Here is a 22,961-nt window from a genome sequence, read left to right as displayed (position 1 = left end):
TCCTTTCACTTCTAGTTCTTAGTTCGAAGTTGTTGTATTGACGGTAAGCGCAGCTTCAACAAGCGCTTTCTGTTGTTTTAAATGCACTGACATATAACCCACTGCTGGTGAAGCAGATGCCGGTCGGCCAGCGTACTTAAGGTCTGCTCCAGCAGGGATAGCAAGACGGAAGTTATGTTGACTACTATACCAAGCGCCCTGATTTTGAGGCTCTTCCTGGCACCAAACATAATCTTCCACGTTGGTATAATGCTCAATAGCTGCCTTAACCTCTTTTATTGGGAAAGGATAAAGCTGTTCAATACGCACGATAGCAACATCTTCCTGCTCATTACTGCGACGCTGTTCGAGTAAATCGAAGTAAACCTTGCCTGAACAGAATACAACTCGCTTCACTTTATTAGGCTCTAGTTTGTCTATCTCAGCAATTGCTGGCTGGAATGTCCCTTCTGCCAACTCATCTAAAGTTGATGTACACAGTGGGTGCCTAAGTAGCGATTTTGGCGACATGACAATAAGAGGCCTGCGCATAGGCCTTACAACTTGACGCCTAATCATGTGATATACCTGAGCAGGCGTTGATGGCACAACAACTTGCATGTTTTGTTCAGCACACAATTGCAGGTAACGCTCAAGGCGAGCTGACGAATGCTCTGGACCTTGTCCTTCGTAACCATGAGGAAGCAACATGGTTAAGCCACATAAACGTGCCCACTTTTGCTCTCCCGAAGAAATGAACTGATCAATAACCACTTGAGCACCGTTTGCAAAATCACCAAACTGAGCCTCCCAAATAGTCAAACCACTTGGTTCTGCCGTGGCGTAGCCATATTCAAACGCTAGGACGGCTTCTTCAGACAATACGGAATCGTAGACTTCAAAAGGCCCTTGCTTATCATGAATATTAGCCAATGGGATAAAGGTGCTGGCATCAGTCTGGTTATGAAGCACCGAGTGGCGGTGGAAGAAAGTACCACGCCCGGAATCCTGACCAGAAATACGAATACGTTTTCCATCATCGACTAAGGTCGCATAAGCCAAGGTTTCCGCCATACCCCAGTCAAATGCTTTTTCACCACTCATCATTGCCATACGATCGTTATAAAGCTTGTTAACTCGGCTTTGAAGTCTATGGCTTTCAGGGTAGTGGCAAATCCGATGCCCTAACTCAATAAGGCGCTCTTTGCTGTAAGTATTTTCCCACGCAACATCCCAATCATGACCAATGTATGGTTCCCAGTCGACAGAATGTAACGCCATAGGGCGCCATTCTTTGACAACTACCTCACCACGATCTAACGCATCACGATATTCATTGACCAACTGTGTTGCTGTATCAATGCCAAACTCTCCACGTTCTATCAATACATCAGCATAGAGTTTACGCGGCGTAGGGTGTTTCTTGATCTTTTGATACATTAACGGCTGAGTCGCATTTGGCTCATCCGCCTCATTGTGACCGTGGCGACGGTAACATACCAAGTCAATCACAACATCGCTCTTAAACTCATTACGGTAATCCAAAGCAATGCGTGTAACGAATGCAACTGCTTCTGGATCGTCGGCATTAACATGGAAAATAGGTGCTTGGACCATTTTCGCAATATCCGTACAATACATGGTTGAACGAGTATCATTTGGATTAGATGTAGTGAAACCAACTTGGTTATTCACCACAATGCGAACTGTGCCCCCAACACGAAAACCACGCGACTGAGACATATTGAATGTTTCTGCCACCACTCCTTGACCCGCAATCGCTGAGTCCCCATGAATTGTAATCGGAAGTACCGTACTACCATCAGTATCACCAAGCCTATCCTGACGAGCACGAACAGAACCAATGACAACTGGGTTAACAATTTCAAGGTGAGAAGGGTTAAATGCTAGCACTAAGTGCACATCACTGCCTGGGGTTGAAAAATCAGCAGAGAAACCTTGGTGGTATTTAACATCACCAGTACCCCAAGTTTCGTCATGCTTACCAGCAAATTCGTCAAACAAATCTTGTGGCTTTTTACCGAGAACATTTACTAGCATATTCAACCGGCCACGGTGCGCCATACCAATAACAACCTCACGCATGCTATTTTTACCTGCATGCCTGATGAGTTCTTTCATCATTGGAATAAGAGCATCGCCACCTTCAAGGGAGAATCGCTTAGCTCCAGGGAATTTGGCGCCTAGGTAACGCTCCAAACCTTCTGCTGCCGTTAATTCTTCCAAGAATTCTTGCTTCTCTTGTTTTGAGAAAGAAGGTTGACCAACCACTGATTCAAGTCGCTGTTGAATCCAGCGCTTTTGTTCAGTGTTTGTCATGTGCATGTATTCTGCACCTACGGAGCCACAATAGATTTTATTCAGCGCCGAGTGGATATCTTTTAGCAACATGGTCTCTTGACCTATTGCGAAAGAACCGACATTGAATGACTCTTCAAAGTCATCTTCAGTAAGATTGTGATATGTAGGGTCTAGCTCCACCACCGCAGGGCGTTGCCATAAACCGAGTGGGTCAAGCTCTGCTGCTTCATGACCGCGAAAGCGGTATGCGTTGATAAGCTGAAGAACTTTTACTTGTTTTGCGTCGACATCTGGGTCACTAACTTGGACATTGTAATGCTTTGTTTCTTGAGCGAGACGCCGGAAGTAATCACGAACACGCGAGTGAGGTTGTTCTTTAACCTCTTCAGATGGCTTAGGCAAGCCATCAAATACGCGTGTCCACTCCTCACTTACCAAATCGGGATCACTTAGATACAGTTCGTAGAGATCTTCTACATAAGTTGCATTGGCGCCAGCCAAGTGTGAAGACTCGAGCCACGCCTTCATCACGCCGTTGTGCATATTTTCCCTTAACCAGTAGTTTCACGTTTGTTTCGGTCTATGCCGAGCTATAGAGAGCCAGCTACCTAGGTAACTGGCAATTTTTGTTATTAATTTAAACCGAACGATTTACCAGCATGGTCTTGATATGACCAATCGCTTTCGTTGGGTTAAGCCCCTTAGGGCAAACACTTACACAATTCATGATGCTATGACAACGGAAAACGCTAAAAGCATCGTCAAGATTTGACAAGCGTTCATCGGTTGCTGTGTCGCGGCTATCAATTAACCAACGATACGCTGCTAACAAACCAGCAGGGCCAATAAATTTATCTGGATTCCACCAAAATGATGGACACGACGTTGTACAACACGCACACATGATACATTCATACAATCCATCTAGATGAGCACGCTCATCCGGAGACTGCAGATTTTCACGCGATGGGGGTAATACATCATCATCAATCAAGAAAGGTTTTACCTTGGCATAATTGTCATAAAATTGAGTCATGTCGACAATCAAATCACGAACTACCGGTAGCCCCGGTAAAGGACGAATGACAACGGTTTTCCCTGTCAGAGCAGATAATGGCGTAATACAGGCCAAGCCATTCTTACCGTTCATGTTTAGACCATCAGAGCCACAAACCCCTTCACGGCAAGAGCGTCGAAACGCAATTGTTGGATCTTGCTCTTTAAGCAGAATTAAAGCATCCAACACCATCATGTCAGAGCCTTCATCAACTTCAAGAACGTAATCTTTCATGTAAGGCTTTTTGTCTACATCTGGATTGTAGCGATACAAAGAGAAGTTCAGTTTCATAATTCAATCCTCCCTTAGTATGTACGAACTTTTGGTGGAAATGCATCACGATGAACTGGTGTCATATTGACGTCACGTCTAGCCATTGCTTCCGTTTCAGGATTGTAGATTGAATGGCACAACCAGTTTTCATCATCGCGTTCTGGGTAATCGAACCGTGCATGGGCTCCTCGGCTCTCGGTGCGGTAGTTTGCTGCAACTGCTGTTGAGAAAGCCGTTTCCATTAAGTTATCCAGTTCAAGGCACTCAATTCTTTGAGTGTTAAACTCTGAAGACTTATCCGCAAGGTGAGCATTTTTCAGTCGTTCACGAATTACTTTTAGCTCTTCTAAACCTGCTGCCATCGCATCACCTTCACGGAATACTGAGAAGCTATTTTGCATACATGTTTGTAAGTCTTTGCGGATTTGAACAGGATCTTCACCACCAGTGCTATTTTCCCAGCGCATTGTACGAGCTAGTGAGGCTTCAATATCAGACTCAGTCGCAGGACGAGCCTCAGATTGCGCCGCCAGAGTTTCACCTAGGTGAAGCCCTGTAGCTCGACCAAAGACAACTAAATCAAGCAAGGAATTACCACCAAGACGGTTAGCACCATGAACAGAAACCGATGCAATTTCACCACAAGCATATAAGCCTTGAACTTCAATATCACGGCCATCCGAAGATTGTTTGATTGCTTGGCCAGAAACCTGTGTAGGAACACCGCCCATCATATAATGACAGGTTGGTATGACAGGAATCGGTTCCTTAACTGGATCAACGTGTGCGAATGTACGCGACAATTCACAAATGCCTGGTAAACGAGATTCAAGTACATCTTGACCAAGGTGATCGAGCTTGAGTTTAAGATGTGGTCCCCATGGACCATCACAACCACGACCCTCACGGATTTCAATCATCATTGAGCGCGCAACAACATCTCGACCTGCCAAATCTTTCGCGTTAGGAGCATATCTCTCCATAAAGCGCTCACCATCTTTGTTCAAGAGGTAACCACCTTCACCACGACAGCCTTCAGTTACCAAAACACCAGCTCCGGCAATACCGGTTGGATGGAATTGCCACATTTCCATATCTTGCATTGGAACACCAGCACGCAACGCCATGCCAACACCATCACCAGTGTTGATGTAAGCATTGGTAGTAGAGGCATAGATTCGACCAGCCCCTCCGGTTGCAAGAATCGTTGCTTTAGACTTAAAGTAGCAAATTTCCCCACTTTCCATACAGATTGCAGTACAACCCATAACGGCGCCGTCTTGGTTCTTGACCAAATCTAACGCGTACCATTCAGAGAAAATAGTGGTTTTGTATTTAACATTTTGCTGGTAAAGAGTATGCAATAAAGCATGGCCAGTACGATCCGCTGCTGCGGCCGTTCGGGCGGCTTGTTCACCACCAAACTCTTTCGATTGTCCACCAAAAGGACGCTGATAAATTGTACCGTCATCAAACCGAGAAAATGGCAAACCCATTTTTTCTAATTCAATAACTGATTCAGGTCCATTTTTACACATATATTCAATCGCATTTTGGTCACCAATATAGTCCGAACCTTTAACGGTATCGTACATGTGCCACTGCCAATCATCTTTATGTGAGTTACCAAGCGCTACTGTAATTCCGCCTTGAGCAGAAACAGTATGAGAGCGAGTAGGAAATACTTTGGATAACAAGGCACAAGTTAAGCCTTGCTCTGAAATTTGTAGTGCAGCACGCATACCTGCACCACCAGCGCCGATCACTACGGCATCAAATTCACGAACTGGAATAGACACTTACGCACCCCACAAAATAAATAGACCAGAAAAAAAGTACCCAAATAAAACAGCGATGATACCTAGCTGTAGGAAACCACGAAGTTTTGCGCACTTAATGTAGTCTGTAAGAACTTGCCAAAGCCCTATCCAAGCGTGGATAAGAATTGAGACCAACGCAAGCATTGTGAACACTTTTGTTGTCGTTCCACCAAAGAACTGTGTCCAAGAGACGTAAGAAATATCTGCGAAAGCAAAAAAGCTGACCAGATAAATAGTGTAAAGAGTCATAATGATCGCAGATGCACGGATCAGCAAGAAATCATGTACACCATTACGACCAAAAGATGATATGTGTTTTACCATACTAAAATCCCCGCCAAAACGGACAGAACGGCTGTTGCTGCAAATGCAACCTTGGCACTCATTGCACCAGATTCCAGCTCTTCAAAATGGCCTAAATCCATTAGCAAATGACGAATGCCACCTGCTATATGGTAGGACAAAGCCGTCAAAATACCCCATAAAATAAATTTTACGACGAAACCATCGACAATATCGACAGCTTGTGCATAACCTATTGGGGAAGACAGGGAAATGGATAGTAACCAAAGAAGTATCCCGATCGCGACAAACGTAATTACTCCCGAAACTCGGTGTAAAATGGATGCGATTGCTGTGATCGGAAAGTTTATAGTCTGCAAATCTAAATTAACAGGTCTTGACTTTCTTTCTTTCACGGGCTTGCTCACTCAGCTCCATTGAAGCATTTATTGTTATGAACGAAATTTTAATGCAAACCTACAAAAGTTAACATTTATTCAACAGGTAGCATGCCCAAAAAATGGGATGAAGTTGTAGTAAAGTGCTAACAACAAAGTCTGGAACATCACCTCACATCTGTTCCAAACCTACATTTATAAGGTTTCAATCAAAATTTACGGCGCCAATATACGGCTGACCATATTTTAGCACAATTGACGTAACTATTTTTGCTACATAGAACAGATTTTTAACCTTATAGTTATAAAAAATCATAACAAGTGCACAAGTCAGAGCAGAATAATTGACTTTGATAACGAACACACGTACAAAAATATTACACAAACATCCTGGACGGATTAAATAATTAACAAAGGAGATTGTTATGGCGGATAAGAAAGCGACCCTTCATATTGAAGGTCAAGCGCCTATCGAACTTCCGATTATGGAAGGTGCTCTGGGCACCCCAGTAATCGACGTTCGTACACTTGGAGCAAATGGTTATTTTACGTTTGACCCGGGTTTTCTTGCCACTGCATCCTGTGAATCTCAAATCACCTACATTGACGGTGGCAAAGGTATTCTTTTGCACCGTGGTTACCCTATTGATCAGCTTGCCAATAATGCTGATTACCTAGAGGTATGTTACATTCTTCTTTATGGTGAAGCCCCGACACGCGAACAATACGAAAACTTTAAAGTCACCGTCACACGACATACTATGGTGCATGAGCAAATTGCGAGCTTTTTCCATGGATTCCGACGCGATGCTCACCCAATGGCGGTTATGTGTGGTGTAGTAGGTGCGTTAGCAGCCTTCTACCACGATTCGATGGATATTAATAACGATACTCACCGTGAGATTACGGCTTACCGTTTGCTGTCGAAAATGCCTACGCTTGCTGCCATGTGTTACAAATACTCAATCGGTCAACCTTTCATTTATCCGCGTAATGACCTGACCTACGCTGAAAACTACCTACACATGATGTTTGCAAACCCATGTGAGGAATATGACGTAAATCCTGTCGTTGCAAGAGCTATGGATAAAATATTCACTCTGCATGCAGATCATGAACAAAATGCCTCAACCTCTACTGTACGTTTAGCTGGCTCTTCCGGTGCAAATCCATTTGCGTGTATTGCCGCAGGTATCGCATCACTTTGGGGACCTGCTCATGGTGGAGCGAATGAAGCGTGCCTCAAGATGCTTGAAGAGATAGGCAGCGTAGACAAAATCCCTGAGTATATCGATCGTGCTAAGGATAAAGATGATCCTTTCCGACTTATGGGCTTTGGGCATCGTGTTTACAAAAACTACGATCCTCGAGCCACTGTCATGCGCGAAACTTGTCATGACGTCCTTAAAGAGCTGAACATTGATGATCCATTGCTTGATGTGGCGATGGAACTTGAGCGTATTGCATTGTCTGACGAGTACTTCGTCTCTAAAAAGCTATACCCAAATGTGGATTTCTACTCTGGTATTATTCTAAAAGCCATTGGCATCCCTGTTTCTATGTTCACAGTAATTTTTGCACTATCGAGAACAATAGGTTGGATTGCACACTGGAATGAAATGCATAGCGACCCTCTCAATCGTATTGGCCGCCCAAGACAATTATACACTGGCAAAACTCAGCGTAACTTCAAGCCTTTGCATGATAGAGACTAATTGATATAATATTTTAAAAAACAAAGGGCTGGCATAAATCAGCCCTTCTTAAATTTGATTTAGGGTTTACACTGGATTATCAATATCAACAAACTCTACATCCAAACCATGCTCGCTCGCTAACCACTCACCCAAAGCTTTAATCCCGTAACGTTCAGTCGCATGATGACCTGCCGCAAAATAGTGGATATTCATCTCTCTTGCTGTATAGGTCGTTCGCTCTGAAATCTCTCCAGAAATAAAAGCATCTAGACCATGTTGAACTGCCAACTCGATAAAATCTTGACCACCGCCAGTACACCACCCTACCGTTTCAATTATCTTATTGGTATTTTCCGGTACTATGTGAAGCGGTTTTCGGTTTAGTACTTTACTAATTTTTTCTGCAAACGCAGCTCCAGTTTCAGGCTTTTTCAAACGTCCAAACATAGCAACTGACTGAGAATGTCCTTCCAAGCCGCCTTCAACTTCAATATCAAGAAGTCTTGCCAACTCAGCGTTATTGCCCAATTTTGGGTGAATATCTAACGGTAAATGGTACCCATATAAGTTAATATCATTTTTTATCAAAGTACGGATTCGATTTCCTTTCATACCACGAATAGGTTCAGGCTCTCCTTTCCAAAAGTACCCATGATGTACAAGCAGAGCGTCTGCCTTTTTTTCTATCGCCTTTTCAATCAAAGCTTGAGAAGCTGTTACTCCTGTTACTATGGTTTGAATATTGAGTTTTCCCTCAACTTGCAACCCATTAGGTGCGTAGTCTTTTATCAGGTGCGGGGACAGTTTTTCGTTTATAATTCGCTCTAATTGAATATTTTCCATTGTAACTTCCAGAACTAGGCCTTTGCACACAGTGTATGGCAACAGCATTTAGGATGCTAGTTACAAACTATTCTGGTTGCGATACCAATAAACTTTGTTTTAAGGAACTAGATGCTAGATATGAGTAAACTGATGCTTTTTTACCATTGGATAGCTAATACTCCACCATTATTTAAATTAACTCCTCCTTTTGAATCTCTGCTGTCACTTTCTTCCAAAACTCCTGTAGATATTGCCTACGACGGTAACCCTAGGTTGGGTTTTTTATACCAGCACCTGTGCAGTAAAACTTTTGAAAACAGTGACCACTACACCATAGAGCTGGAGGAACTCCAGTTGAATGACAGTAATGGCCAAACCATAGGAGCGATTGATCTTATCCTAAAAAACAGCCAAACAAATAAACGAGAACACTGGGAAGTAGCGATTAAATTTTATTTGCTTCATCAGGGTACCTGGTTTGGTCCTAATGCACATGACCAATTGGACAAAAAGTTGGATAGGATGCTTTCTCATCAGTTAAAAATGAGCAACTCCAAAGAATTTTTAGTTCAACAGCCTGAAATGAATGATTTATCTAAACATCTACTACTGCAAGGGCGACTTTACACCAATCCCTTTTCCTCGGAGTTTACTCCAACACACTGTTTAGGTTACGAAATAGATCCATCTCAAATTTCAGGATATTGGTGTTATGAACACCAATGGGAACTGATTAATGAGCCTTTATTCGAATTAGATAAACAGTACTGGGCAACCGGCCTAGAGCAGTTCGAGCAACCACTAAAAAAAACCAGTGGACGCTTTATCCACGCTCAAACCCAGCAAAAGATATTTTGGTTTGTGGTCCCTGATAGCTGGCCATATGGATAATGTAAAAAACCTAACCTATGGCAAACAGCTTCAGAAAAGTTAAAAAAGGGCGGGCCATTTTTATGCCAGCCCTTATTTGGGATATGTTGACCTTTGAGATCACAACCCTGCGTTGACAAAAACCTGATTAACAATTTCTTGAGCTTCAGACTCAATTTGCTTTAAGTGCTCAGCCCCTTTAAAACTCTCGCAGTATATTTTATAAATATCTTCCGTACCCGAAGGACGAGCAGCAAACCAACCATTTTGTGTCGTCACTTTAAGTCCACCAATCGCAGCATCATTCCCAGAAGCATGAGTTAAACGAGCTGTAATTTTATCTCCAGCAAGATCTTGGGCAGTAACCATATCTGGTGATAGCTTTGCTAGTACTTCTTTTTGAGGGCCATTTGCCATGGCTTGAAGGCGGCTATAATGAGATGTACCATGTTTGACGGTAAGGTTTTGGTAATACTCTTGAGGGTCTATACCTGTCACTGCAGTAATTTCGGCTGCGAGCAAGCAAAGAATAATACCATCTTTATCTGTTGACCATGGCGTACCATCCATACGTAAGAATGAAGCACCCGCGCTTTCTTCTCCTCCAAAACCCAATTTACCCTGGTATAAGCCATCGACAAACCATTTAAAGCCAACGGGTACTTCACATAAATCACGGCCAAGATCAGCAACGACACGATCGATCAACGCACTAGACACTAATGTTTTACCAACAGCTACTGTCTTATCCCAACCTTGACGATGACGATAAAGGTAGTCAATACATACCGCAAGGAAGTGATTTGGGTTCATTAAACCATTCGGGGTAACAATTCCGTGACGGTCATAGTCTGGGTCATTACCAAATGCTAAGTCAAAACTATCTTTATGTTCCAGCAACCCAGCCATCGCGTAAGGAGAAGAGCAGTCCATTCTGATGACGCCATCTTTATCTAAACACATAAACTGAAAAGAAGGATCAACGGCTTCATTGACCAAGGTAAGATCTAATGAGTAATCAATCGCAATTTGGCGCCAGTATTCAATACCACTGCCTCCGAGAGGATCGACACCTATTTTTAGCTTGGCTTTCTGAATCGCTTCCATGTTAATAACATTTTTCAAGTCAGAGACATAAGGCATTACTAGATCACTTTCAATAAACAACTCTGATGCCTTCGCTTTTTCGATAGAGACTCGCTTAACACCGTTTAGTTTGCCCGAAATAAAAGCGTTTGCATGTTCTTCAATAATTTGTGTCAACTCCCCCTCCGCAGGCCCCCCATGCGATGGGTTGTATTTAATACCACCATCCTGCGGTGGGTTATGAGATGGGGTAATAACTATACCATCAGCTTTAGCAGAATTATTGAGGTTATGAGTTAAAATAGCATGCGAAATACTTGGCGTTGGAACATAGCCATTATCTTGCTGCACGATTACCTTGATATTATTTGCTACCAGAACTTCAACAACACTTAAAAAAGCAGGTACAGAAAGCGCATGTGTATCCTTACCGACAAACATGGGGCCAGTGGTACCATTCTTAGCTCGAACTTCAACTATCGCTTGTACGATAGCCAAAATGTGAGTTTCATTAAAAGTACATTTACCGGCGGTACCTCGATGACCAGAAGTACCAAACTGAACTTTATGATCAGAGTTGTTTGGTTCAGGTTGAAGAAGATAGTAGTCTGAGACAAGTTCAGGAATATTATGCAAATCTTGTTGCTGGGCTTTTCGTCCAGCGCGAGGGTGCATCGTCATTGTTGACATCCTTTATTAAAAACCTTGAAATAAAAAACCTCATAATACTCAAAGCAATGAATATTATGAGGTTAAAATCTGAATGATTAGATTGAATTCGTGACTTTCTCTATTAAGTCTGTAGGAAATTGCATTCTAGCCATCAACTGATCAACCATTTGACGCTTGCGGCTCGTATTGCTGTTAGTGATCACCCAAAAAGGTGATCCAGGGATTGCTTTAGGTTTCGTCGTATTGCCACTCTCTAGTAGAGTTTGTTCATTATTTGCAAAGTAAACACGCTTACGTCCTTTAACCAGAGTTGCTTCAGAAAACCTTTGAGGCTCAATACGATTCAATGTTGAAAGTACTAGCATAAATCGATCAATCGCCTTTTTAAGACCGGCAAACTCATCTGAAATAAGTAAAGATCGCATTGCTTTGACACTATCGATTTTCTCTTCTTTTACCGCATCTCGGCTTACCACAATGCCTTTCGCCTGCACCGCAGCTTTCATCGGTGTTGGTTGCTGATTCTTAGCATCAACATCCAAAAGGCGTCGCAAGATATCTGAAGCACTTTCACCAATGTGTTGGGTTTGACCTGCAATGTAACGGTATAGATCCTCATCAACCTCAATTGTTTTCATTCGCTTTTCACAATCTCTATGTTTAAACTCTGTTGGGATTATATACCCAACTACCCTCAAGATGCGAGTTTCAGTTCTGTTATACAAAGCAGATTAATGACCTAATGAGGTACTACGTTAAATCAATCACGAATATAAAAAAATGTCACAACTGCTTAACTATAAAATCGAAGGTAAAGGTCACACCATTGTCTTATTGCATGGTCTATTTGGTAATCTCGATAACCTGGGCTTGCTCAGCAGAGAGTTACGGCAAAATTATAAGATTGTCAGTCTAGACTTGCGTAATCATGGTACCTCCTTTCAGTCTTCCGAACACAGCTACCAACTTATGGCACAAGATGTATTTATTACTCTCGAACATCTTGAATTAAAGCGTTACACCTTGATCGGGCACTCTATGGGAGGGAAGGTTGCAATGAAACTAGCAGAACTTGTCCAGCATAAAGTAGACAAGTTAATTGTACTTGATATGGCACCAGTTAGTTACCCTGAGAGACGTCACGATAATGTCTTTAACGGGCTAAAAGCCGTCATCAAGCAAAAGCCGACATCTCGCCAGCAAGCTTTGCAAGTTTTAGCACAACATATAGAATTAGAGGGTGTCAGGCAGTTTTTAGGAAAATCCCTGTATAACAGTGGTCAATATTTTCAGTGGCGCTTTAACGTATCAAGCCTGTGGGACAACTACTGGGAAATTCTAGGTTGGACCCAAATTGAAAAAATCAGCACGCCAACTTTGTTTATAAAAGGTGGAAACTCAAACTATATTTCCACTGAATACCAAGCTGACATACAGGGACAGTTTTCAAACGCTAAAGCACATATTATTGCTAATACGGGTCATTGGCTCCATGCAGAAAAGCCACAAGAAGTATTGCGTGCAATTAATAAATTTATTCATTAAGTGCAGAATGGGGGACATCGTTGCCCCATACCCGTTAACTTTATTTTTTAACAATGGTATAGTTCTGCACAAGTAATCTGGCATAAAGGGACTCCATGCTTTACGACTATATGAACATCCTAGAGTCAATTGGACTCGATTTACTTTTTGCGTCTATCTTTTTCTTAATCGGTATGGCAATAAAAGATGTTCTCAAAGCTGGGAATGTCCCCCCCTTTGGTCGTCGTATTGTTTGGCTCGTGCTCTTTCTTGGTTGTGCCGGTTTTATTGCAAAAGGCCTCATTCAATTGAGCTGGGAAGGCACAGGGCTAGGTTGAGCCCCTCTGATTAAGCCACAACAAAAATGGTAAAGGTAACGAATCTATGGCAAGTGTAGGTATCTTCTTTGGTAGCGACACAGGTAACACTGAAGCTGTTGCAAAGATGATTCAAAAACAACTAGGTAAACAACTGGTTCACGTACAAGATATCGCAAAAAGTAGTAAAGAAGACATCAATAACTTCGATCTCCTTCTGTTAGGTATTCCAACTTGGTACTATGGTGAAGCGCAATGTGACTGGGATGACTTTTTCCCTGAACTTGAACAAATTGATTTCTCGACCAAGCTTGTTGCGATTTTTGGTTGTGGCGACCAAGAAGATTATGCAGAATACTTCTGTGATGCAATGGGTACTGTCCGTGACATTGTTGAAGCTAAAGGTGGAACTATTCTGGGGCATACTTCAGCTGAAAGCTATGAATTTGAAGCATCAAAGGGCCTTGTTGAAGGTGATGAAAACCTGTTTGTTGGCCTATGTGTCGATGAAGATCGTCAGCCAGAATTGACCAACGAGCGCGTGACAAATTGGTGCAAGCAGATCCATGAAGAAATGTGCTTAACGGAACTTGAGGGCTAAATTCTCAAGCAGGAAGACCTTCTGATACGGAGGTCTTTTATACTACTTTATTTTCAGCCGAAGTTTGCTTTCGATATGCTGGTTTCTTACGAACATACAACTTACGCTGTATTTCTGATACTACGTTTCCCTCACAGTCCTTCACATAAGTGATAAACTCTGGAAAACATTTATCGCCACTCACAGTTTCCCGCAAAATATTGTCTTGCATCTCTTGTGTAACGAAAAATTCAGCGTATAAGTCACTATGCCCTGGTTTAATAAAGTTGATACTCGCTTGTTTATCCCACACAAAATAACTATCTCCCAAAATCCCCATTAACATCAAGGAATAAATCGGATCCGTTAGCGAAAAAATACTCCCTCCATACTGAGTACGATTGGCATTTTTATTCCACCAACGGAGTTTAAGCTTTACTTTAACCTGGCGAAAATCTTCACTGATAGATAAAATTTGTATACCAGCTCCCCAGAATGGCGGCCACATATTCAAAGCAAATTTGACTAGCCTAGGCCTATAAAATTTAGCCACTGATTTATCCATATTCTACTTCTATTACATTCACGCCGATTAATTGTAACTGGTCTAATGAGCAATATCAGTGATGTCAAACTAGTTTATGAAAAGAATAATAGTAACCCTTTGAAGTTCGTGGTTTATTGTTAACAGCTACTGCCCTATAATGGTAACAATAGTGAACTCTGCTCATTGCAGCGGTTAATCAACGGGAAAATTTATGTCGGACAATAACCAAGCTCTAAAGGACGCTGGTCTTAAAGTTACCTTACCAAGACTGAAAATCTTGGAAGTACTACAGCAACCTGAATGCCAACACATCAGTGCCGAAGATTTGTACAAAAAGCTGATAGACATTGGTGAAGAGATTGGCTTGGCGACTGTTTATCGTGTTCTCAACCAGTTTGATGATGCGGGTATCGTAACTCGTCACCACTTCGAAGGTGGAAAATCAGTATTTGAGCTATCAACTCAGCATCACCATGATCATCTAGTTTGTCTAGACTGCGGTGAAGTGATTGAGTTTGCTGATGACATTATCGAAGAACGTCAAAAGCAAATTGCTTCTGAGTACAATGTTACTTTAACCAACCATAGTTTGTATTTGTACGGAAAGTGCAACACAGGCAATTGCAAAGACAACCCAAGCGCCCATAAAAAGAAGTAATCAGACTTTTCCACTAAAACATATCTAGAGATATAGAATTTTGTAGTTAGTTGAAACCAAACCACTTCAATTTAATCACGTACTAGTATTAAAAAGCCCACATTTAGTGGGCTCTATATTTAGTATTTAGCCTAATAGACTATTTAGCTTCAATTTTAGCCCAAGTATCCCGTAACCCGACAGTACGGTTGAACACTAAAGCACTCGGTTTCGAATCTTTTACATCAGCACAAAAGTAACCCATACGTTCAAATTGAATACCTTTTTCTGCTTCAGCATCAACTAAGCTGAGCTCAACATAACCATTCATCACAACCAGCGACTCAGGGTTGATAACCTCTGTAAAGTTATCAACAGCAGCAGGGTTATCGACGGTAAACAAACGATCATACAGACGAATTTCAGCCGGAGCACATTTATTGGCAGAAACCCAATGAATCACGCCTTTAACTTTACGGCCATCATCAGGGTTCTTGCCCAGAGTATCCGCATCATAAGAACAGAAAATTGTCGTGATGTTACCTTGTGCATCTTTTTCGATACGCTCAGCTTTAACCACGTATGAGCCTCGTAGACGCACTTCTTTACCTAAAACGAGACGCTTGTATTTCTTGTTAGCTTCTTCACGAAAGTCCTCTCGCTCAATCCACAACTCACGAGAAAATGGAACTTTACGCTCCCCCATCTCAGGTTTGTTTGGATGATTGGCAACCGTAAGTGATTCAACTTTCCCTTCCTCGAAGTTCTCGATAATCACTTTCACAGGATCAAGCACAGCCATTGCTCGCGGGGCATTTTCATTCAGATCATCACGAATACAAGATTCAAGTGAACCCATTTCGATCATGTTATCTTGCTTAGTTACTCCGATACGCTTACAAAACTCACGAATTGCACCTGGTGTAAAACCTCGACGGCGCAGACCAGAAATAGTCGGCATACGTGGGTCGTCCCAGCCATTAACCAGTTTTTCAGTGACTAGCTGATTAAGCTTACGCTTAGACATCACCGTATACTCTAAATTTAGACGGCTAAACTCATATTGATGGGGTTGGCTATCAATTGTGATATTATCTAATACCCAATCATACAGTCGGCGGTTATCTTGAAACTCCAGTGTACATAGGGAATGAGTAATACCTTCTAGGGCATCTGAAATACAATGCGTGAAATCGTACATTGGATAGATACACCACTTATCACCCGTTTGGTGATGCTTGGCAAAGCGAACACGATAAAGTACAGGATCTCTCAACACCATAAATGATGAAGCCATATCAATTTTGGCCCGTAAGCACGCTGAACCTTCCGCAAATTCCCCCGCACGCATTTTTTCAAATAGAGCGACGTTTTCTTCTATACTGCGATCTCGATATGGGCTGTGTTTACCTGCTTCTGTTAAGGTACCACGGTGCTCACGGATCTGTTCAGGACTTAGCTCTTCAACATACGCTAAGCCTTTCTCAATTAATTCAACTGCAAACCCATAAAGCTTATCGAAGTAGTTTGATGAATAACATATTTCATCATCCCACTCAAAGCCTAACCAGCTCACATCATTCTTAATAGAGTCAACATACTCAACGTCTTCTTTTTCGGGGTTAGTATCATCAAAGCGAAGATTACATTTACCTTGGTAGTCCTGAGCAATACCGAAGTTTAAGCAAATTGACTTAGCATGACCTATGTGCAGGTAACCATTCGGTTCCGGCGGAAAACGAGTATGCACACTAGTGTGTTTACCATCCGCTAAATCCTTATCTATAATTTGGCGGATAAAGTTCGATGGACGAGCCTCGGCTTCACTCATCTATAGTACCTCAATGGTTGTAGTATTGTTCAGAGAATAATCAGCTTGAAGCAGAATATATGCCCTAAGCGTATAACGTCTAATAATCCACAATTCTCGGCCATTACACAACTACAACCTACGGCTAATTAGCAAATATTGGTTCATTTTTACACCGATAGGACTTAAAACGACCTAATAGTTAGGTTGCTAATAAAAGCTGTAGGCTAAAAACAATAAAGCCTCCCATAGGAGGCTTTAGATTATGCACTGTTATTTAAGTCGGGATGACGACTCCAGAGAGATCTTCATCCTTAGGGATTTTCTTCATTTCACCAGCAACGATCTCAGCCAGTGGGCCCAAAATAACTTGAACATTATTAGAACCCAATTTAACAACGCCCATTGCACCAAGATTTTTTAGGGTCGATTCATTAATAACACTCGTATCTTTGATGGTTAAACGTAAGCGAGTGATACAAGCATCGATAGCTGTCAGGTTTTGATGACCTCCAAGTGCTTTAAGATACTGCTTCGCTAGGTCAGATGAACTGCCTGCGGCAACTTGCTCAGATAAATCTTCATCTTCACGGCCAGGGGTTTTAAGGTTGAACTTCACAATAACGGTCCGAAAAACAACATAGTAGATACCGAAAAATGCTAGACCTTGAACAATCAGCATGTACCAGTTGACCGCAAGTGGGTTACGTGAAGAAAGCACCATATCGACAAGTCCAGCCGAGAAACCAAAGCCAGCAATCCAATGCATTGATGCCGCAATATAAACCGAAATCCCCGTTAATACAGCATGAAGTACGTACAGCATAGGAGCTAGAAACATGAAAGAAAATTCCAGCGGCTCAGTCACACCAGTGAAAAAAGAAGCAAAGCCAGCAGCAATCATTATCGACGCTACTTTTTCTTTGTTCTTTGATTTTGATGTGTGGTAAATGGCAAGCGCAGCACCAGGCAAGCCAAACATCATGATGGGGAAGAAACCGGCTTGATACATGCCAGTGACACCCACAATACCAGTGCCTTCAGCAATGGATTTAGCGCCACCAAGGAAATTAGGAATATCGTTGATTCCTGCAACATCAAACCAGAAAACCGAATTCAACGCATGGTGAAGACCGACAGGAATCAAAAGTCTGTTAAAAAACGCATATATTCCAGCACCTAGCTCTCCCAATCCTTGAATCGACTCACCGAAGCTTACCAAGCCACCGTAAACCGTTGGCCAAATATACATCAAAATAAAGGCGATAAAGATACCCGCAAACGAAGTTAAAATCGGAATCAAACGTTTTCCAGAGAAAAACGCCAACGCTTTATGTAGTTCAACATGTGAAAAGCGGTTGTAGAGCTCTGCTGATACAATACCCACCAAAATACCGACAAACTGGTTATTGATCTTCCCAAAAGCGGCAGGCACAGCATTTAAGTCAATACCTTGAATTTGAGACACTGACCCGGGAGAAAGTAAAGTTGTAACTACAAGGAAACCAACAAAGCCAGCGAGTGCTGCCGCACCATCTTTATCTTTAGACATACCATACGCGACACCTATAGCAAAAAGCGCAGACATATTTTCAATAATGGCTGAACCCGCCTTAATACAAAAAGCCGCCACCGCACTATTCGCACCCCAACCCGTGGGATCTATCCAGTACCCTATGCCCATCAATATTGCTGCGGCTGGAAGCGTCGCGACAGGCACCATCAATGCCTTACCTACTTTTTGAAAATATCCAAGAACATTCACCGTCAGTTCCCCCTATAGGATCTCGTATTTCGTTTCAGACAACTTTTTTTAGTCGCTCAATTTAGTCTCTCCAGTTTATGCTTTTAAATTCGACCTGCAAATTTAAACCTTATCAATTGTGACAACTATCACCAGAATCATAGTCAAAGCAAGGTTTTTGCTAGCAAGATCATAAAACTTATTTTACAATTCAAAATATGATGATGGGAGTATCTATAAATTCACTTTTCAATGTATTTGAGATAACTATAGATACCAAGTAGAATGATTAATCTAGTTTTATCTAAAGGATTGATACAACATTAATAAAACTAGATTTTATATAAAAATAGACGTTCATCTGCTATTGGTTATAATCCCTAATTCATCATCTATTTCATCTAATTACAATGCAAAAATAAAGTAGCAAACTTATGCATATAGGCACAAATAATATGGTCCAATGCATAAAAACAAATTCATGAGGATTCGCTAGCTATGTATGCGCTAACTAATTGTAAAATATATACCGGTAACGATATTCTCATTGGTCACGCGGTAGTGATTAAAGATCATTTGATTAAGGCTGTTTGCCCAGTAGCCGAACTTCCTCAAGGCATAAAGACGATTGATCTTAATGGAGCTAACCTAAGCCCCGGTTTTATCGACCTTCAACTCAACGGTTGTGGTGGTGTGATGTTCAATGATTCTATCCATTTTGAAACGCTTGAAGTCATGCACCGTGCAAATTTAAAGTCAGGCTGCACTAGCTATCTGCCCACTCTAATCACATCGTCTGATCAAGATATGGCTGATGCGATTCAGGCAACTCGAGACTATCACGCTAAATATCAGAATCAATCCCTTGGGCTGCATCTTGAAGGTCCTTATCTTAATGCAGAAAAAAAAGGCATACATAACGTCGACTACATACGCCCTTCCGACGATAAGATGATTGATTTAATCTGTGCCAATGCCGATGTAATAACCAAAGTGACGCTCGCCCCAGAGCTTAATTCGTCCGGGCATATTCAACGTCTCAAGCAGGCAGGCATCACAGTATCAATTGGTCATTCAAATGCGACCTATTCACAAGCGCGCAAAGGCTTTGAATCTGGTATTAGTTTTGCTACCCACTTATTTAACGCCATGACATCTATGGAAGGGCGTGAACCTGGGGTGATAGGTGCCGTTTATGATACCCCTCAAGTATATGCTGGCATTATTGCTGACGGGTTTCATGTCGATTATGCAAACATTAGAATTGCTCATAAAATAAAAGGGGAAAAATTGGTATTAGTGACAGATGCCACAGCTCCTGCAGGTGCAAACATGGATTACTTTATTTTTGTTGGTAAGAAAGTATATTACCGCAATGGTAAGTGTGTTGATGAAAATGGCACACTCGGCGGCTCTGCATTAACCATGATTGAAGCAGTTCAAAATACAGTAGAGCATGTCGGTATCGCTTTGGACGAAGCACTACGCATGGCGACTTTATATCCTGCGAGAGCAATAGGTGTCGATGAGCAACTAGGCCTGATAAAACAGGCAATGGTTGCAAACTTGACCATTTTTGATCGTGACTTCAATGTTCAAGCGACTGTTGTTAACGGACAATATGAGCACAATTAAGTATGAATGGCGGACAAATAGGTAACGTAGACTTAGTAAAACAGCTAAATAGTGCAGCCGTTTATCGACTTATCGATCAACAAGGCCCAATATCGCGAATTCAAGTAGCTGATACCAGCCAGTTAGCACCAGCAAGTGTTACAAAAATCACCCGACAGCTATTAGAACGCGGGCTAATAAAAGAGGTCGCACAACAAGCTTCTACAGGTGGTCGGCGAGCTATTTCTCTAACCACAGAAGTCGCACCTTTTCATTCCATTGCCATTCGCTTGGGTCGAGATTACATCCAGTTCAGTCTCTATAACTTAGGCGGTGAGGAATTACTCTCTGAGTATCAAGAATTTTTTTATACCACTCAAACCGATTTAGTTGAAGGGCTAACGACATATCTCAAGTGTTTTATCCAATCTCATCAAGCCCTCATAAACCAACTTATCGCTATTGGCATCATACTCCCTGGTCTCGTCAATCCTGAAACGGGTGTGGTTGAGTACATGCCCAACATCACTATCGACAACCTAGCTCTAGCAGAACTTATAGAGCACAATTTCCATATCCAATGTTTCGTTGGTAATGATGTTAGGGGTATGGCTTTAGCCGAACACTATTTTGGAGCTAGTCAAGATTGTCAAGATTCAATATTAGTGAGCGTTCATCGTGGCACGGGCTCAGGGATCATTGTTAACGGACAGGTTTTTCTTGGCTTCAATCGCAATGTCGGTGAAATTGGACACATTCAAATTGATCCTCTAGGTGAACAATGCCAATGCGGTAACTTTGGTTGTCTAGAAACCGTTGCTGCCAACCCTGCCATTCTTGAACGTGTGAAAAAACTCATCAAACAAGGCTATGAATCGACCTTAAGTGGCATAGAGGGTTTAACAATACAAGATATTTGTGAACACGCAAATATGGGCGATGAGCTTGCTAAACAAAGTTTAATCCGAGTTGGCAATCAGCTAGGAAAAGCTATTGCTATAACCATTAACCTTTTTAACCCTCAAAAAATCGTCATCGCTGGCGACATAACACGTTGTGAAGATATTATTTTCCCCGCAATTAGACGCAATGTTCAAAACCAATCTCTGACAACCTTCCATAAAAACCTACCGATAGTGGCATCTGAAATTGATAAAAAACCAACATTGGGTGCTTTTTCGATGATAAAACGAGCCATGCTCAATGGTGCTTTACTGCAAAAATTGCTAGAAGATTGAGCGCCATATCATTCATGATCGGTTAAACTTACGGGTTACATAGGTAGCCCGTTTTTAATCACACAAGAGTCAGATTATATGGAACTCATTTTACTTTCAGCTGTTTTTCTCGCTGGTTTTATTAGCCTTAAGTGCCATTTACCACCATTGGTTGGTTTTCTTCTGACTGGTTTTGCTCTGCATGGATTCGGGTTTGAAAGCAATGAAACCATAGTAACGTTCGCTGATCTTGGGGTCACCATATTGCTCTTTACCATAGGTCTGAAACTAGACGTCAAGACCCTTTTATCAAAAGAAATTTGGGCTGGTGCTACCCTCCATAACTTAATTTCCACAGTAGTTTTTTGCGCGGCTCTAATGTGTTTGAAATTTTTGGGAATAAGCTCGTTGGCCAGCATGTCATTAGAGCAGCTTCTGTTGCTAAGTTTTGCTCTCTCTTTTTCCAGCACTGTTTTTGCAGTCAAAACATTACAAGAGAAAGGTGAGATGAACTCAACCTATGGCACCATCGCCATCGGCATTCTTGTCATGCAAGATATTTTTGCGGTTATCTTTCTTACTGTCTCTACAGGAAAAATTCCTCATTGGTACGCGATTATTTTGTTTGCTCTACCATTGATGCGTCCATTGTTCTACAAAGTGCTAGATTGGGTTGGGCATGGAGAGATGCTGGTATTATTTGGGATTTTCTTCTCGTTGGTCGTTGGCGCAGGCCTATTCAAATTAGTCGGCATGAAGCCAGATCTTGGAGCCCTAATATTGGGCATGCTGCTGGCAGGTCATAGCAAAGCTTCAGAATTATCCAAAGCGCTATTTAACTTGAAAGAACTCTTGTTAGTATGCTTTTTTCTCAATATAGGATTATCCGTCCAGCCAACAATGACAGGATTAGCATTAGCCTTGCTATTTTTACTCTTATTGCCGCTCAAAGGCTTGTTATATTTTACTATTCTTAATGCCTTTAAGTTTAGAGTTCGAACTTCATTACTTGCCTCACTCAGTTTATTTAACTTTAGCGAATTTGGGCTAATTGTTAGTGGGCTTGCATTTAAACTTGGCTGGCTTAGTAGTGATCTGTTAGTCGCTTTAGCCCTTGCTGTATCTATCTCTTTTATTATTGCATCACCGCTCAATCGTAAAGGTCATGAGCTATATCGACGTTCAGAACATTGGCTAAAAGAACATGCAGCAGAGAGGCTTAATAACCGTGATAAACTTATTAATCCAGGTAATGCTCAAGTCCTAATACTCGGAATGGGTAGAATTGGAACTGGAGCCTATGACGAATTAGTTAGCCGTTATGGCAAAATAAGTTTAGGTGTTGAAGTAAGGGAAGAAGCAGCAGCTGAACATCAATTAGAAGGACGTAATGTCATTGATGGTGATGCTACAGACCCTGACTTTTGGGAAAGGATTTTAGATACTGCCAATGTCAAATTAGTATTACTTGCAATGCCTCATCACCAGGGTAATCAAATAGCTCTAGAACAATTGCAACAAAGAAACTTTAGCGGTCAAATAGCCGCCATCGCAGCTCACCCAGATCAAACCGATAGCTTAATAGAAGAAGGCGTTGATGCTGCATATAATATTTATAATGAGGCGGGTACAGGTTTCGCTCGCCACGTTTGCGAGCAACTAAAACCCCAATTTACACCACTGTAGAGCC

At 41.9% G+C, this 22,961-nt stretch carries 20 protein-coding genes; 9 read left to right on the top strand and 11 right to left on the bottom strand.

Annotated features, from left to right (window positions below; translation table 11 throughout):
* Window positions 1-18: 18 nt before the first annotated feature.
* From sucA to sdhC, 5 genes are all read right to left on the bottom strand, one after another.
* A complete protein-coding gene (gene sucA / locus KO511_RS03520) occupies window positions 19-2,844 on the bottom strand; it encodes a 2-oxoglutarate dehydrogenase E1 component (RefSeq protein WP_215986090.1) in 2,826 nt (941 codons plus the stop codon).
* Window positions 2,845-2,938: 94 nt separating this feature from the next.
* Window positions 2,939-3,649: a succinate dehydrogenase iron-sulfur subunit gene (locus tag KO511_RS03515; RefSeq protein WP_215986089.1), complete on the bottom strand. Its 711-nt coding sequence runs from the start codon at window positions 3,647-3,649 to the stop codon at window positions 2,939-2,941.
* A 14-nt stretch (window positions 3,650-3,663) separates the two neighbouring features.
* The gene (gene sdhA / locus KO511_RS03510; protein WP_215986088.1) at window positions 3,664-5,430 is read right to left on the bottom strand and encodes a succinate dehydrogenase flavoprotein subunit; all 1,767 of its coding nucleotides are present in this window, start codon (window positions 5,428-5,430) and stop codon (window positions 3,664-3,666) included.
* A complete protein-coding gene (gene sdhD, locus KO511_RS03505) occupies window positions 5,431-5,775 on the bottom strand; it encodes a succinate dehydrogenase, hydrophobic membrane anchor protein (protein ID WP_215986087.1) in 345 nt (114 codons plus the stop codon).
* Window positions 5,769-6,161 carry a succinate dehydrogenase cytochrome b556 subunit gene (gene sdhC, locus KO511_RS03500; protein WP_215986086.1) on the bottom strand — a complete coding sequence of 131 codons (393 nt, stop codon included), beginning with the start codon at window positions 6,159-6,161 and terminating at the stop codon, window positions 5,769-5,771. The genes sdhD and sdhC overlap by 7 nt, the downstream gene beginning before the upstream one ends.
* 395 nt (window positions 6,162-6,556) lie before the next feature.
* Here sdhC and KO511_RS03495 point away from each other — a divergent pair, with 395 nt between their 5' ends.
* On the top strand, window positions 6,557-7,846 hold the full coding sequence (locus tag KO511_RS03495; RefSeq protein ID WP_215986085.1) for a citrate synthase: 1,290 nt from the start codon (window positions 6,557-6,559) through the stop codon (window positions 7,844-7,846).
* A gap of 66 nt (window positions 7,847-7,912) precedes the next feature.
* On the opposite strand, the gene KO511_RS03490 is transcribed toward KO511_RS03495, so the two are convergent.
* Window positions 7,913-8,671, bottom strand: a complete 759-nt coding sequence (locus KO511_RS03490) for a Nif3-like dinuclear metal center hexameric protein (protein WP_215986084.1) — start codon at window positions 8,669-8,671, stop codon at window positions 7,913-7,915.
* Between the two features lie 120 nt (window positions 8,672-8,791).
* Here KO511_RS03490 and KO511_RS03485 point away from each other — a divergent pair, with 120 nt between their 5' ends.
* On the top strand, window positions 8,792-9,544 hold the full coding sequence (locus KO511_RS03485) for a DUF1853 family protein (protein WP_215986108.1): 753 nt from the start codon (window positions 8,792-8,794) through the stop codon (window positions 9,542-9,544).
* 99 nt (window positions 9,545-9,643) lie between these two features.
* Here the strand turns inward: KO511_RS03485 and pgm are convergent, their stop codons facing one another.
* Together pgm and seqA are read right to left on the bottom strand one after the other, a co-directional pair.
* Window positions 9,644-11,290, bottom strand: coding sequence for a phosphoglucomutase (alpha-D-glucose-1,6-bisphosphate-dependent) (pgm, locus tag KO511_RS03480; RefSeq protein WP_215986083.1), 1,647 nt, complete (start codon window positions 11,288-11,290; stop codon window positions 9,644-9,646).
* Window positions 11,291-11,376: 86 nt separating this feature from the next.
* Window positions 11,377-11,919 carry a replication initiation negative regulator SeqA gene (gene seqA / locus KO511_RS03475; protein ID WP_215986082.1) on the bottom strand — a complete coding sequence of 181 codons (543 nt, stop codon included), beginning with the start codon at window positions 11,917-11,919 and terminating at the stop codon, window positions 11,377-11,379.
* A 142-nt stretch (window positions 11,920-12,061) separates the two neighbouring features.
* Between seqA and KO511_RS03470 the strand changes: the two genes are divergently transcribed.
* From KO511_RS03470 to fldA, 3 genes are all read left to right on the top strand, one after another.
* Entirely contained in the window at window positions 12,062-12,826 is a 765-nt protein-coding gene (locus KO511_RS03470) for an alpha/beta fold hydrolase (RefSeq protein ID WP_215986081.1), read from the top strand.
* A gap of 95 nt (window positions 12,827-12,921) precedes the next feature.
* Complete coding sequence (locus KO511_RS03465) at window positions 12,922-13,143, top strand: DUF2788 domain-containing protein (RefSeq protein WP_114786627.1); 222 nt, start codon at window positions 12,922-12,924, stop codon at window positions 13,141-13,143.
* A gap of 46 nt (window positions 13,144-13,189) precedes the next feature.
* On the top strand, window positions 13,190-13,723 hold the full coding sequence (gene fldA / locus KO511_RS03460) for a flavodoxin FldA (protein ID WP_215986080.1): 534 nt from the start codon (window positions 13,190-13,192) through the stop codon (window positions 13,721-13,723).
* A gap of 37 nt (window positions 13,724-13,760) precedes the next feature.
* Here fldA and KO511_RS03455 read toward each other — a convergent pair whose 3' ends face one another.
* The gene (locus KO511_RS03455; RefSeq protein ID WP_215986079.1) at window positions 13,761-14,267 is read right to left on the bottom strand and encodes a DUF4442 domain-containing protein; all 507 of its coding nucleotides are present in this window, start codon (window positions 14,265-14,267) and stop codon (window positions 13,761-13,763) included.
* 193 nt (window positions 14,268-14,460) lie between these two features.
* Here KO511_RS03455 and fcrX point away from each other — a divergent pair, with 193 nt between their 5' ends.
* Window positions 14,461-14,907, top strand: a complete 447-nt coding sequence (gene fcrX, locus KO511_RS03450; RefSeq protein ID WP_215986078.1) for a ferric iron uptake transcriptional regulator FcrX — start codon at window positions 14,461-14,463, stop codon at window positions 14,905-14,907.
* Window positions 14,908-15,046: 139 nt separating this feature from the next.
* Here the strand turns inward: fcrX and glnS are convergent, their stop codons facing one another.
* Both glnS and nagE read right to left on the bottom strand, forming a co-directional pair.
* Complete coding sequence (gene glnS / locus KO511_RS03445; protein ID WP_215986077.1) at window positions 15,047-16,717, bottom strand: glutamine--tRNA ligase; 1,671 nt, start codon at window positions 16,715-16,717, stop codon at window positions 15,047-15,049.
* Window positions 16,718-16,973: 256 nt separating this feature from the next.
* Complete coding sequence (gene nagE, locus KO511_RS03440; protein WP_215986076.1) at window positions 16,974-18,461, bottom strand: N-acetylglucosamine-specific PTS transporter subunit IIBC; 1,488 nt, start codon at window positions 18,459-18,461, stop codon at window positions 16,974-16,976.
* Between the two features lie 477 nt (window positions 18,462-18,938).
* Between nagE and nagA the strand changes: the two genes are divergently transcribed.
* The 3 genes from nagA (at window position 18,939) to KO511_RS03425 (ending at window position 22,957) form a co-directional block, all read left to right on the top strand.
* Window positions 18,939-20,075 (top strand): N-acetylglucosamine-6-phosphate deacetylase, encoded by a 1,137-nt coding sequence (gene nagA, locus KO511_RS03435; protein ID WP_215986075.1) that lies wholly within the window; start codon window positions 18,939-18,941, stop codon window positions 20,073-20,075.
* A 2-nt stretch (window positions 20,076-20,077) separates the two neighbouring features.
* Window positions 20,078-21,292: a DNA-binding transcriptional regulator NagC gene (gene nagC, locus KO511_RS03430; RefSeq protein WP_215986074.1), complete on the top strand. Its 1,215-nt coding sequence runs from the start codon at window positions 20,078-20,080 to the stop codon at window positions 21,290-21,292.
* 78 nt (window positions 21,293-21,370) lie between these two features.
* Complete coding sequence (locus KO511_RS03425; protein ID WP_215986073.1) at window positions 21,371-22,957, top strand: cation:proton antiporter family protein; 1,587 nt, start codon at window positions 21,371-21,373, stop codon at window positions 22,955-22,957.
* Window positions 22,958-22,961 lie beyond the last annotated feature (4 nt).

This window comes from Vibrio hepatarius (assembly GCF_018860525.1).
GTDB lineage: Bacteria > Pseudomonadota > Gammaproteobacteria > Enterobacterales > Vibrionaceae > Vibrio > Vibrio hepatarius_B.
This window is presented reverse-complemented; position numbering and strand designations above follow the sequence as displayed.